Source organism: Lignipirellula cremea, assembly GCF_056501455.1.
Window position 1 is genome coordinate 4544713 of the sequence record NZ_CM151415.1, and the last position, 12020, is coordinate 4556732.

General features: G+C 65.4%; 12 protein-coding genes. 10 read left to right on the forward strand and 2 right to left on the reverse strand.

Going from position 1 to position 12020, the window contains the following annotated elements; translation table 11 throughout:
- The first annotated feature begins 214 nt into the window (after window positions 1–214).
- The 5 genes from SH602x_RS17620 (at window position 215) to SH602x_RS17640 (ending at window position 5196) form a co-directional block, all read left to right on the forward strand.
- On the forward strand, window positions 215–1825 hold the full coding sequence (locus SH602x_RS17620; protein WP_479473563.1) for a sensor histidine kinase: 1611 nt from the start codon (window positions 215–217) through the stop codon (window positions 1823–1825).
- On the forward strand, window positions 1791–3191 hold the full coding sequence (locus tag SH602x_RS17625; protein WP_479473564.1) for a sigma-54-dependent transcriptional regulator: 1401 nt from the start codon (window positions 1791–1793) through the stop codon (window positions 3189–3191). The genes SH602x_RS17620 and SH602x_RS17625 overlap by 35 nt, the downstream gene beginning before the upstream one ends.
- 128 nt (window positions 3192–3319) lie before the next feature.
- Window positions 3320–3586: a hypothetical protein gene (locus SH602x_RS17630; protein WP_479473565.1), complete on the forward strand. Its 267-nt coding sequence runs from the start codon at window positions 3320–3322 to the stop codon at window positions 3584–3586.
- 6 nt (window positions 3587–3592) lie between these two features.
- Window positions 3593–4153: a hypothetical protein gene (locus SH602x_RS17635; protein ID WP_479473566.1), complete on the forward strand. Its 561-nt coding sequence runs from the start codon at window positions 3593–3595 to the stop codon at window positions 4151–4153.
- A complete protein-coding gene (locus SH602x_RS17640) occupies window positions 4150–5196 on the forward strand; it encodes a hypothetical protein (protein ID WP_479473567.1) in 1047 nt (348 codons plus the stop codon). Before SH602x_RS17635 ends, SH602x_RS17640 begins: the two co-directional genes overlap by 4 nt.
- Before the next feature lie 110 nt (window positions 5197–5306).
- On the opposite strand, the gene SH602x_RS17645 is transcribed toward SH602x_RS17640, so the two are convergent.
- Window positions 5307–5918 (reverse strand): RNA polymerase sigma factor, encoded by a 612-nt coding sequence (locus tag SH602x_RS17645; RefSeq protein ID WP_479473568.1) that lies wholly within the window; start codon window positions 5916–5918, stop codon window positions 5307–5309.
- Window positions 5919–6287: 369 nt separating this feature from the next.
- Here SH602x_RS17645 and SH602x_RS17650 point away from each other — a divergent pair, with 369 nt between their 5' ends.
- The 4 genes from SH602x_RS17650 (at window position 6288) to SH602x_RS17665 (ending at window position 9893) form a co-directional block, all read left to right on the forward strand.
- Window positions 6288–6812: an RNA polymerase sigma factor gene (locus SH602x_RS17650; protein WP_479473569.1), complete on the forward strand. Its 525-nt coding sequence runs from the start codon at window positions 6288–6290 to the stop codon at window positions 6810–6812.
- The gene (locus SH602x_RS17655; protein WP_479473570.1) at window positions 6809–7663 is read left to right on the forward strand and encodes a hypothetical protein; all 855 of its coding nucleotides are present in this window, start codon (window positions 6809–6811) and stop codon (window positions 7661–7663) included. The genes SH602x_RS17650 and SH602x_RS17655 overlap by 4 nt, the downstream gene beginning before the upstream one ends.
- 67 nt (window positions 7664–7730) lie before the next feature.
- Window positions 7731–8924 (forward strand): PDZ domain-containing protein, encoded by a 1194-nt coding sequence (locus SH602x_RS17660; RefSeq protein WP_479473571.1) that lies wholly within the window; start codon window positions 7731–7733, stop codon window positions 8922–8924.
- Between the two features lie 177 nt (window positions 8925–9101).
- Window positions 9102–9893 (forward strand): helix-turn-helix domain-containing protein, encoded by a 792-nt coding sequence (locus SH602x_RS17665; RefSeq protein WP_479473572.1) that lies wholly within the window; start codon window positions 9102–9104, stop codon window positions 9891–9893.
- A 123-nt stretch (window positions 9894–10016) separates the two neighbouring features.
- On the opposite strand, the gene SH602x_RS17670 is transcribed toward SH602x_RS17665, so the two are convergent.
- Window positions 10017–11222: a site-2 protease family protein gene (locus SH602x_RS17670; RefSeq protein ID WP_479473573.1), complete on the reverse strand. Its 1206-nt coding sequence runs from the start codon at window positions 11220–11222 to the stop codon at window positions 10017–10019.
- A gap of 280 nt (window positions 11223–11502) precedes the next feature.
- Between SH602x_RS17670 and purE the strand changes: the two genes are divergently transcribed.
- The gene (gene purE / locus SH602x_RS17675; RefSeq protein WP_479473574.1) at window positions 11503–12009 is read left to right on the forward strand and encodes a 5-(carboxyamino)imidazole ribonucleotide mutase; all 507 of its coding nucleotides are present in this window, start codon (window positions 11503–11505) and stop codon (window positions 12007–12009) included.
- The last annotated feature ends 11 nt before the right edge of the window (window positions 12010–12020 follow it).

The window sequence follows — 12020 nt, forward strand, 5'->3', positions numbered from 1 at the left end:
CGACTCGGGGAGACTCGCTACAAACCCCATCCAGGGCGCTAGCTGATCGGCGCCATCGCCACCCGCGGGGCAGGGGAGGTCAAGCATGCGGAATCCGCGATCGGTCGAACCTGTCGCAGGGAATACGCCTTGGCCGCGGCGCGACCGGTCGACTAGACTTCGCCGCGCTTCGCAGGACGGGCCTGCGGCGACGACGACGGTGCGCGAGGAAGCGATGTTCATCCGCTGGACGTTGCGTTACAAGCTGGGGGCGTGCCTCGCGCTCCTGTTCGTGGCGATGAGCATCCTGGTTTTCTACAACGGCCAGGCCGTCGCCAGCTTTCGCGACATCGCCAGGAGCATCCGCGTCCGCTCGGGCGAACTGCCGCACGTCGCCGACCTGAGCCAGCGAATCAGCGATCTGCGGGTCACGCTCTCGCGCGTCGAATCGGCCAGCTTCCGCAACGGCGGCGAAGGGGCGTACGCCGATCGCCAGCTTCTCCGGGCGGAGCTTCAGGGAAATCTCTTCGCGCTGCGGCAATCGGTCGACAAGTACGACGATCTATTGCGGGACGTTATCGACGAATTGCCCAGCGAAGAATCGTCGCCGGAAGGGCGTCGCGCGGTCGAATCGATGAGGCAGTCTCTCGACCAGATCGAAAAGCTCGACTCCGAACAGGACTGGATTCTCAACGACCTGCAGGTCCAGCGGATCGACGACGAAATTCAGAAGTTGCAGCAGCAGAACGGCAAGCTTCCCGCTTACTTACAGGCGCGGCTCGAGCGCTTCAGCGACGACGTGCGATTGCAATACCGCACGATGTGGACGTTCAACGTCGTGACGCTCGGCATCGCGGGAGTGGCGCTGACGCTGGTCTCCTGGTTCATCTACGCCTCGATCTTCAAGCCTCTCCGGGAACTCGTTCGCGGCAGCCGTCTGATCCAGGGGGGCAACTTCGAACATCGCGTACGCCTGCGGACCAACGACGAAGTCGCCGAACTCGCCGAGGCGTTCAACGCCGTGACCGACAAGCTGGTCCGGATCAACAAGAACCTGGAAAACGAGGTCAAGCAGCGCACCCGGGAAGTCGTTCGTCAGGAGAAGATGGCGAGCGTCGGCTTCCTGGCCGCAGGCGTCGCGCACGAGATCAACAACCCGCTGGCCGGCATCGCGATGTGCGCAGAGTTGCTGCAGGGGCGGATGAACGATCTGGCGCCGGAGGAAGAGGCGACCGATCCGTTCCGCCAGCAGACGCGAGCGGACTTCGACAAGTACCTGACGCGTATCCAGGAAGAGGCGTTCCGCTGCAAGGGGATCACCGAGCGCCTGCTCGACTATTCCCGCATGGGCGCCCCCAGCCATGACGACGCGAACCTGGCCGACCTGATTCGAAACGTCGCGGAAATGATCAGCGAAGTCGGTAAGTACCGACGCAAGCGTGTCGTCATCGGTCAGATGGACGATGTGGTCGCCAGCGTCAACTCGCAGGAAATCAAGCAGGTCGTGCTCAACCTGCTCACCAACGCCCTCGACAGCGTCGAAGAGGATCGCGGGTCCGTCACCGTCGATCTGATTCGCAACGAGGGGGGAGCCGACATCGTCGTCGCCGACGACGGTTGCGGCATGACCGAGGAAGTCAAAGAGCATCTGTTCGAACCCTTCTTCACCAGACGACGCGACCAGCAGGGAACGGGGCTCGGCCTGTCGATCGTCCACCAGATCGTGACCGATCATGGCGGACGGATTTCGGTCACGAGCGACGGTCCCGGCAGGGGTTCGCGATTCACGGTCTGGCTGCCCGATATTCGACATGAAGAAAAGCGAAACGTCCGAAAAGCCGCGTGATCGCCTGCGAATTCTGTTCGCCGACGACGAGCCGACGATCCAGGAGGTGATGCGGGACTACGTCACGCGCCTGGGTCATGACGTCGTGGTCTGCCCTGACGGCGAGACGGCGATCGCGGCCATCGACGAAGAGGATTTCGACTGCGCGCTGCTCGATCTCGATATGCCCAAGCGCAGCGGCATCGAGGTCATGCAGTTCCTGAAGGAACGCTCGCCCACGAGCGAGGCGGTCATCCTGACCGGCAACGGCAACTACCGTTCGGCGGTCGACGCGTTGCGTCTGGGAGCGCACGACTACCTGTCGAAGCCCTGCTCGTTCAAGGACCTCGAACGCCTCTTCAGCAAGGTCGCCGAGCGCCGCAAGACGAACAAGCTGCTGCTGTCGCTCGCGCGTCGCCTGGAACAGGTCGAAGGCTCGCCGCGCCTGGTGGGCGAGAGCCCCGCGATGCAGCGCGTGGCATCGCTGATCGACCGCGTGGGGCGAACGAACTCGACCGTGCTGATCCTGGGCGAAACGGGCGTCGGCAAGGAACTGGTCGCCCACGCGGTGCACAAGCAGAGCCTCCGCGCGGAGAAGCCCTTCGTCGCTATCAATTGCGGCGCGCTGCCCGAGACCCTGATCGAGAGCGAGCTCTTCGGACACAAGCGCGGAGCCTTCACCGGGGCGGACGAGCATCGCATCGGGCTCTTCGAGATGGCCGACGGCGGGTCGCTCTTTCTCGACGAGATCGGCGAACTCCCCAAGTCCATGCAGGCGAAGCTCCTTCGCGTGCTCGAGAGCGGCGAGATCCGTCGGGTGGGGGCGAACGAAACGACCAGGGTCGACGTCCGGATCATCTGCGCGACGCATCGCAACCTGTCCGACATGGTTGAGCAGGGCGACTTCCGCGAAGACCTGATGTACCGCATCAACACGTTCGAGCTGCGCATTCCGCCGCTCCGCGAGCGGACGGGCGATATCCCGCACCTCGCTCGCCACCTGCTGAAGCGCTGCCGGCCCAGTCTGGCGGAGGGCGAAGAGGCCTTCACGAAGGAGGCAGTCGAAATGTTGTGCGCTCATTCCTGGCCGGGCAACGTGCGGGAACTGGCGAACGTCGTCGAGCACGCGTCGATTCTTTGCGACGAGCTTCCGATCAAGGCGTCGGAGCTCCCCAGTCGCTTCGACAGCCGTCAGGCGCCGAAGGCGAAGCGATCGGTCGGCGCGATGACGCTGCGCGAGATGGAATTCCTCGCGATCGAGGACGCGCTCTCCCGGCACGACGGCAAGAAGCCGGAAGCCGCGGAGGAACTCGGCATCAGCCTGAAGACGCTCTACAACAAGCTGAACCAGTCGGAACTGCAGGACCGGGAACGACGGGCCGCCTGAAAGGGCAGCGGATGTCGCCCGTCCCAGGCGAGCGGAGGGTGCAAGCCCTTCGCGGCAGAAGCGGAATCGCTACCTGCCGAAGCGAACATGCCCCCGGATGGATCGCGTGCCGAACGGAGGAGGCCGATATGACCGGAAGGGGAGAACGGCTGAATCTGACCAGCGATCCCGAAAGCGCGCCGAGCGACGCGACCGGTCCGATCGCGATTCCCGCGAACGGCCCTTCGCCTCGTCCGTACGTCGCGATTCACTTCGTCTGCTGCGGGGTCTACACGAAGATTTATCAGAATAAGAACGGCACGGCCTATCATGGGGCTTGCCCCAAATGCTGCCGACCTGCGACTATCCGCATCTCCGACGACGGTACCGACGATCGCTTTTTCATCGTTCACTGATCCTCGATGATCGACTTCGACGTCGCCTCTCCTTCCCGACGCTGTGCGGCGACCGAGCGCGAGTTCGCGCCGGGAGAGGCGATCGTGTCGTATCTGATCCGCGAAGGAACCGAGATCGTTCGCAAGGACGTCAGTCCCGAAGCGTGGAGCGGTCCTCCCGAAGGCTGCGTCGCCTGGTGGCGGTCGCAGATTCCGCATCCGGCGAACAAGAAGGTCTCCTGGTCGCCTGACGAAGAGGCGCTGGAGTGGTTCGCGTCGCTCGTGCTGCCCGAACAGGCGGCGGAGCGATTCGTCCTCGCGCTCGCTCTGTCGCGCAAACGCCTGTTGCGGCTCGTTCGTACGGAGACCGATGCCGCGGGCGTCGAAACCATGGTCTTCGTCGCGGCGGTCGACGACTCCGAACATGCGGTCGCCGTCGTCGAACCTTCGACGGAAGAGATCGAAGCCATCCAGCGAATCCTGGCCGAGCGCCTTCGCGTGAGCGTCGCCCGCGGCGATGCGGCCTCCCCGACGACCGTCGATCCGACGACGGGCGAAGGCGCAGGCGATCGATCGGAGGCGTCATGAGGCGCGGCGTCCGAATCGTCTCGCTGTTCGCGCTCGCCCTGCTGCTGGCAGGAGCGTCGGGGTGCACGTTTCCGTGGGCTCGTCGACCCGCGGCGCCGATGTCGCCGATCGCGTTTCAGACGCCGCCTGATACGCTCAGGATCGTGGAGTCGCTGAACCGCAACGCCGCGAAGATCCGTTCGATCCAAGCGGACAACGTGACGATCTCCACGGCCGGCATGCCGTCGTTGCGCGGATCGTTCGTGCTGGAGCGTCCGCGAAGCCTGCGCCTGCGTGCATCGGTTCTCGGCCTGAGCGCCACGGAGGTCGACGTCGGCAGCAACGACGACTTCTTCTGGGCTGCCGTGCCGGAGATGGGCGGTCCGCCGACGATGTACTTCCTGCGGCAGGCGGAACTCGCCGATCCGCAGGCGCAGGCCGCGCTGACCGCGCACCCGCACTGGCTGCTGGAGGCTCTGGGCCTGCTGGAACTCGACCCGAACATGCCGTATCAGGGACCCTACGAGCGCCTGGGCGGCACGCTCGAAATCCGCTCCCGGACGCCGTTCGCGGGCATGCAGGCGATTCGCGTGCTGGCCATCCATCCCCGCTACGGCTGGCTCGAAGAGACCGCCTACTACACGCCCGACGGCAAGCTACTCGCGAAGGCGGTCGCTTCCCGACATCGCTACGACGTCGCGACGGAAACGACGCTGCCCGGTCTCATTCAGGTCGAGGTCCCAGCCTACGCGCTGTCTGCGCAGATGGACGTCGGCTCCTACGCCGTGAACCGACCGATCGGGGATCCGACGGCAGCATTTACCTTGCCGCGGCTGGCAGGCGCCAACTACGTCGACATCTTCGAGCAGATGCGGCTGCAGATGCAAAGCGCTCCTGCCTTCTCGCGCGTCGATCCGGCGGAGTTGCCGCCCGCGTACGCGACGCAGGGCTACGACGCCGAAGCGTTCCGCCAGGGAGCTCGCATGCCGGGGGCAGACGTCGAGCGACAGCAGGCCGACGTCGCGCGTCTCACCGAAGGCCTCCGCGGCGGCGAGCTACGATAGGGGAGCGTTACCGTCGATCAGGTGTGCCATGGCTGGCTTGCCTACCCGTGTCGAAGTGGAGAACGTCGCAAGCACGGCTGGGCAAGCCAGCCATGGCACATGACGCTCCCTTACGCTTCGCCTGGCGAAAGCAGCGCCGCTTTGCGACGGGCGCGGGCGAGCATGGGGCCGACGGAGTTCTCCGGCACGCCGCAGGTGCGAGCGATTTCCTGGTAGGTCTTGCCCTCCAGGTGGAAGAACCTCAGGATTCGCGCTTCCACGCCGCCGAGTCGCGACAGGACACGTTCGACGTCCTGCTTATTCTCCCAGCGATCGACCGCTTCGCCCGACGTCGGATCGGCCGGTTCGTCAGGCGGCGAGCCGTGATGGCCGTTGCCCTGATGATGCTCGTCGTGCCGGTCCGGCAAGGTCAACAGGGCCTTGTTCTGAAGCAGTTCGCGCACCGCGATGCGACGCGCGATGATCGTCAGATACGTCGCCAGCGCGGCCTCTCCGCGAAACCGCCGCAACGCGGCGTAGTCGTCGTCGACGACCGCGAAGAAGACTTCGGCCGCGATGTCTTCTTCATCTTCCGGACGGAGCGGTATGCCGCGAACCCGGGCCGAATGACGGATCACATGCAGGACGAGGCCGACGAACCGATCGACGAACTGGTTCCAGGCGCCCGATTGCTTGGACAGGCACCTTTCGAGTAACTCGCGGTCGTAGTCCGAAAGAAGCATAAGAACATCCTGGCAATCAGATGTGGTCAGTCGGAGAACGTCCTTGCCAGGAACTGAGGCGAATTCGTTCGTTGCTGTTATTCTAGACGGCTCGAAGCTCTTTGCAATTCAGGCTTTGGCGCCGCTGGAGGGCTAACCGCGGTAAAGTCGCTGGAGTTCGCCGGTTCTGCGGATGGGGTCGTGGATCGCAACGGCTCCGCCCTCGCCATTCGCCCGCTCTCTTCCTCGCGGATCTCTGGCTCTGCGGTTTTCTTCGTCCTTGCCGGATGATTCTCCGCAAGATTCGACGCTGGCCGGCAACTATTACCCAGACGCGCCCGACGGCACGATCGCCGACACGAAGAGGATCGACCTCCGACGCCGCGACGAATGGACGCCACGCTGCACGCATTGACGACCACGCATCGCCATTGGCTCAGGACAGCGCTTTTCGCCCGCCTGCAGAATGCCGATGCGGTCGACGAGGTGATGCAGGAGTTGGCCGTCGTCGCGCTCCGGGCGTCGTCGCCGGTGCGGGACGAATCGCGAATCGGCCCCTGGCTCTACCGCGTCGCGGTCCGTCAGGCGCTTCTCTATCGACGAACGCGAGGCCGCTCGCGGCGGACCGAGAACGGCTTCCGCGAAGCGTCGGATCGGCACGACGACGAAGCGGCGACGTACGGCGATCCGCACGTGCAGGCTCTCTCGGTCGAGCGGTCCGAACGCGTCCGCGGAGAGGTCGCTGCGCTGCCGCGTCGCGACCGCGAGATTCTGCTTTTGAAGTACGCCGAGGATCTCAGTTATCGCGAAATCGGCGATCGACTGGGGCTCTCCGTCAGCGCCGTCGAGGCGCGACTCCATCGCGCACGGATGCGACTTCGCACGAAACTTCGAGACTGCGTCGAAACGTCATGAACGAGAACGCCTTCGCTACCCTGTTCGATTCGTCGGACGACGACGCCCTCTCGCGGGCGATCGATCGGTTCGCGGACGGAGAGTTCGACGTCGAAGAGGAAGCGGAACTGTTCGCCCGGCTGGACGCGACGCCCGGCGCCTGGAAGCAGTGCGCGCTGGCGCTCGCGGAAGCTCGCGATCTGCGCGCGGCCCTCTCCGGAGCGGGGCGCTGGCGTCTCGATCACGACGAACGGCGATCCGCGGTCGACGTTAAGGTCGCGCTCGCAGCGTCGCTCCCTCCGAGCGGATCATCGTCAGCAGCGAACCGGCGGACTCTTGCGTCGTGGTCGGTCGTCGCCGCGGGACTGCTGCTCGCCTTCGCGGCCGGCTTCGTAATCGCGCCGCGAAGTTCCGCCGACGCTCCGTCGCTGGCCGACGGTCAAGATTCGCGAAGCAGCGAAGTTCTCCCGACCCGAACAGGCGATGAGGTCGCTGGTCCGCGGCCGCAACGGAGGAATGCGGACCAGATCGCCTCGGGCACCCAATACGAGTCGACGCCGTCCGAATCGACGCCCGGCGCGGCGAACGGTCCGGAGATCGTCAACGTCGTTTATCGTCCCTCCGGCGATGCCGAAGAAACGTCGGCGCCGCTCCCCGTCTATCGATCCGACGAGGACTGGGCCCGCGCGCTGGACGAGGTCGTGCGACAGAGCGAGGCCGATCTCGCTCCGCGTCGCGCGCAGCTTCTCGCGCAGGGCGCCGACTTGGAGCGTCAGATCCTGCTTCATCCCGTCTCGACGGAGCAGGGGGAGATGCTCCTGCCGGTCGAGACGTATCAGATCGTCCCCGTCTCGCTGAACTCGTTCCACTGAGAACGTCGAACGCCAGAGCCCATCGCCCTTGGACTGAATCGTCGGTCCGCTTTTAACGGAGTTGTCCATGCTCGCCCGGTATCGTTTCGCGGCCTCTGCCGCCCTCTCGTGCGGCGTTCTCGCGGGTTCGAGCGCTTTCGCTCAGGATCAGGCGCCAGACGTCGCGGCCCCCCTCGTCGAAGGCGCCGTCCAGAGCGTCGTCGAGGTGCAACTGGCGGCCGAAGCTGACGCTCCGAACGCGACGGTCCTCTACAGCATTCAAGCAGAGCAGGGCCTTCCGGTCGGCGACGCGGAGGTCGCAGACGAGGGAGCCGACGCCGAGGCGCCGGCAGGGCTCTGGCTCGGCGTGCAGCTCGCTACGGAAATCCCGCCCGCGCTCGCGCATCACCTCAAGCACGCGAAGGGCGCGCTGGTGGAGACGGTCTATCCGGAATCTCCCGCGGCGGAGAGCGGCATGGAGGCCCATGACCTGATCGTTCGCGTGGGAGAGGCCGCCGTCGAGTCGCACGAACAGCTCGTCGAGGCGATGAAGAACGTCGAGGCGAAGCCGATCGACGTCGTCATTCTTCGCGGCGGCGAGGAGAAAACGCTCTCCGTCACGCCTCGCGAGCGTGCGACCGCTCGGGCGAGCGCGACCGTGACGGCGGAGGCGAACGATCAGCTCTTCTATAGCCTCAACGTTCCCCACGTCCGGATGCTGCCTGCCCTGAGCGGCCCCGACGCGGGAGCGATGCACCATCGCCTGGTGCAGACGTTCAGGCCGGGAGCGAAACTGCCGGAGAAGGTCGAATCGATAAAGATCCACGTCGAGCGCGACGGCGAAACACTCGTGCACCGCGTCGAGGTGACGACGACTGACGGTAAGACCTTCAAGGCGGCGAACGACGAAGAAATGAAGGCGCTGCCTCCCGAGATCCGCGCGGCTCTTCCGATACCCCCGAACACGGCCACCTTCGCACTAATGGTTAACGAAGCTGCGGGCGCTCCTCAAGTGCAGAAGCAGATTACTCTTCGTGCGGCGCCGGCTACCGTTTTGCCTCCGCAGATCGCGATTCCCGCGCCCGCTCCCGTCACGCTGCCTGCCGCGCCGTGGGTCGACATCGTCGGGCAACTTGACCCCGCCGTCGGCGGCGCCGTCACGCAGCGGACGGTCAGGATCGCTCACCCGGGCGTCGAATTGAGCGAAGTGAAGAAGGAACTCTCCGAACTCCGCGCCAGCGTCGATCGAATCGAGAAGCTGCTGCGCAAGGACGAAGAATAGGCCTCACGATCGTCACGATCGAATCGACAGAGCGGGAGGCGCCGTCCGGCGCTTCTCGCTTTTTTTCGTGATTCCGTCCGTCTGTAGCGACGGCGTCACAGGGACTGCCTGCATGTCTTCGGAGCCGCGAACCGAATAAGATTCCGCGAACGCCGTTTCGCGTGCATACTCGATTCGATGGCTCCAGATCCGATCTCTTCGACACCTCCTGCGAATCCGCCGACGTCCGAGACGTCGCTGGTTCTGTGGGCGCGTCGCGTCGCCGAACATGGACGAACCGCCGCGACGATCTCGGCGGCCGCGTCAGTCTGCGTCTCGCTGGCCGCGTGGATGGTGACCGACCACGCGTTCTTTTTCGCCCCGCTGGCGTACGCGATCGGATGCTGCGTTCATCTGCTGCTGGTCTTTCACCTTCTGACGCGGCTCGTCGCCGCGGAAGGCGAAGCCTGGCGCCGCCCCTGGTACCGCTGGCTCGGCCTCTACGCGCTGACGTCGAACGTGACGATGTACGCGCTGTTCATTCTCGGCGCCTCGCTTTCGGCGACGTTCGTACCGACGGGACCGACGCGTTCGGCCTCGTTCGCGTTCCTGATCGCAGCGTGGGGAACGTCGGGTCTGCCGCTCATTCTGGCGCTCCCTTCGTACGCGACGCTCTGGTCGCTCACGCTGGTGCGGTTCGCTCGAGTGGACGAAGAGCGCACGTTCGCCGCGGAACGCGAACTGGCGCAGGAACTCATCCGCCACCACCGCACGCTGCTCCACCGGCTCGCCCGCTTCGAATCGAACCCGGAACACGCGATCGCTCACGCGGAAGCGCTCCGTCGGTTCGATGACCGGCTGAAGGCGCTCGGTCGCGAGATCCCGCACGGCGACCGGGAAGAGTTCGATCCGCAGGACGCCTGCGTCTGGATCGACGAGAGCATGTGCGATCCCGAGTTTCAGCCCCGTTCGCTGCACGACGAACGCTGATCGCGAGCGGCTTCGCAAATAGAGAAAGGCGCCGATTCCCGCGAATCGACGCCTTCGACTTCGACGCGATGCCGCCCATCCGACGCCGTCCGATCACACGCCGCCCGATCACACGCCGCCCGATCAGACGCCGGTCGGATAGGACGAATCACGTAGCGCGCGAGGCAGCGTTCCGCTCCACGGACGGCTCAACGGATCGACCGGAGGCCGGCGAATCGGGGGCGTCTCGCTCTCCGACGGAGACTCGTGGGGCGTGCGTCCCTCACGAACGTCCCGCATCACGCGAGTCAGTTCTTCGGGGCCGAAGACGCCGACCAGCCTTCCGTCCCGCATCACGCATACGGGGCCCGGCTTGTCCTGCATCCGCTCGATCACGTCCCACAGGGGTTCGCGCTCGTCGGCGAACAGCAGGTTTTCATGGGCCAATTCCACGACGGGCTGATGGCCGTTGCCGTCGTACGCCCGCTGCTCCAGTTCCCCCGCATCGACGGCGGCGACGACCTCGTTACGCGAATCGACGATCGGAAAAAACGACTGCCGCGTCCTCGCGACGTAGTCGGCCGCTTCTTCGACGCGCATCTCGGGCGGAAGCGCCAGGAAGTATCGTCGCGTCGCCCGGCCGATCGGCAGAGCGCGATAGGCCTCTCGCATCATGACGCCCTTCGTCTCTCCGCGAGCGGCGAAGAAGACGAACGCGGCAAGAACCGCGAGCATGAACTGTCCGGTGGCGATCCCCACGATGCCGATCAGAATCGCGAAGGCCTGGCCGACGAGCGCGGCCGCCCGCGTCGCCTGAACGAACGGCAGGAAGAACGCGAGGAACGCCCGCAGCACGCGTCCGCCGTCCATCGGGAACGCGGGCAGCATGTTGAACGCGACCAGCGCGACGTTGATCCACATCAGTTCGCGGAAAAACGATCCCCACGCCAGGCTCGGGTTCGCGACATGTTCGAATCGCTCGAACGCGAGCAACCCCACGAAGATCAGCGCCGCGATCGCGACGTTCACCAGCGGACCGGCGACGGCGACCCACAACTCCTGCTGAGGTTTTTCCGGCATGCGCGTCAGTCGCGCGACGCCGCCGATCGGCAGCAACGTGATGTCCTTCGTGGCGATGCCGAATTGGCGCGCGGCGAGCGCATGGCCGAACTCGTGCAGCAGCACGCAGGCGAAGATGGCCGCGAACAGGGCCGCATGCAGGGCGGTCGCCACGACGCCGGCGCCGCTCGCCCACTGCATATAGACCAGGAAGCCGAACAATAAAACGAACGACCAGTGGATCGCGATGTCGATCCCGAACAGACGGCCGATTCTCCAGGCGTTGAACATGCAGTTCCTTTCGATGCCTCCGCCGCTCCGAGAATCCGAAGCAGGCGGCAGGGTCCGCGAACTTAGATGCAACCGGCGTGCCGCAGGGCGCAGTAACCGTTGCGATTGCCGCTATTCATGCCGTTCGACGGATAGATAAGCCTTCCCCGCCGCACCAGTTGCGCTGACGTGATCGCTTCGGCTCCTGAAGAGCTCGCCTTCTTGAAAAGGAGGGGCAGGGACGCCATCATGGCGAACGCCTCAACCGCCATGTCGCGAAATGCCTCGCGGGAGTTCCCTCATGCCCGATTCCGAAACCTCCTCGCCCAGTCCCCTCGTCGGGGTCGTGATGGGGAGTCTTTCGGACTGGGAGACGATGCAGCATGCGGCGACCGCGCTCGAGGAACTGGGCGTGCCGCACGAACGGCTGGTCGTCTCCGCGCATCGAACGCCGGAACGAATGTTCGAATACGCGAAAACAGCACGTGAGCGGGGACTTCGCGTCATCGTGGCGGGCGCCGGCGGGGCGGCACATCTGCCGGGCATGATCGCCTCGCTTACCACGCTGCCCGTCCTGGGCGTGCCGGTGGAGAGCCGGGCGCTGCACGGTCTCGATTCGCTCCTGTCGATCGTGCAGATGCCGGGCGGCGTGCCCGTCGCGACGCTGGCGATCGGAACGTCGGGCGCTAAGAACGCGGGCCTGCTGGCGGCGAGGATCCTCGCGCTGCAGGATCCGTCGCTCGCCCAGCGACTCGAGACGCGTCGCCAGGAGCAGGCGGAACAGGTCCTGAAGGACTCCGTGCTGTAATCTTCCGGTCG

Coding starts and splice junctions, on each gene's coding strand:
- SH602x_RS17620 (WP_479473563.1), top strand. CDS start 215: ATGTTCATCCGCTGGACGTTGCGTTACAAGCTGGGGGCGTGCCTCGCG.
- SH602x_RS17625 (WP_479473564.1), top strand. CDS start 1,791: ATGAAGAAAAGCGAAACGTCCGAAAAGCCGCGTGATCGCCTGCGAATT.
- SH602x_RS17630 (WP_479473565.1), top strand. CDS start 3,320: ATGACCGGAAGGGGAGAACGGCTGAATCTGACCAGCGATCCCGAAAGC.
- SH602x_RS17635 (WP_479473566.1), top strand. CDS start 3,593: ATGATCGACTTCGACGTCGCCTCTCCTTCCCGACGCTGTGCGGCGACC.
- SH602x_RS17640 (WP_479473567.1), top strand. CDS start 4,150: ATGAGGCGCGGCGTCCGAATCGTCTCGCTGTTCGCGCTCGCCCTGCTG.
- SH602x_RS17645 (WP_479473568.1), bottom strand. CDS start 5,918: ATGCTTCTTTCGGACTACGACCGCGAGTTACTCGAAAGGTGCCTGTCC.
- SH602x_RS17650 (WP_479473569.1), top strand. CDS start 6,288: ATGGACGCCACGCTGCACGCATTGACGACCACGCATCGCCATTGGCTC.
- SH602x_RS17655 (WP_479473570.1), top strand. CDS start 6,809: ATGAACGAGAACGCCTTCGCTACCCTGTTCGATTCGTCGGACGACGAC.
- SH602x_RS17660 (WP_479473571.1), top strand. CDS start 7,731: ATGCTCGCCCGGTATCGTTTCGCGGCCTCTGCCGCCCTCTCGTGCGGC.
- SH602x_RS17665 (WP_479473572.1), top strand. CDS start 9,102: ATGGCTCCAGATCCGATCTCTTCGACACCTCCTGCGAATCCGCCGACG.
- SH602x_RS17670 (WP_479473573.1), bottom strand. CDS start 11,222: ATGTTCAACGCCTGGAGAATCGGCCGTCTGTTCGGGATCGACATCGCG.
- purE (WP_479473574.1), top strand. CDS start 11,503: ATGCCCGATTCCGAAACCTCCTCGCCCAGTCCCCTCGTCGGGGTCGTG.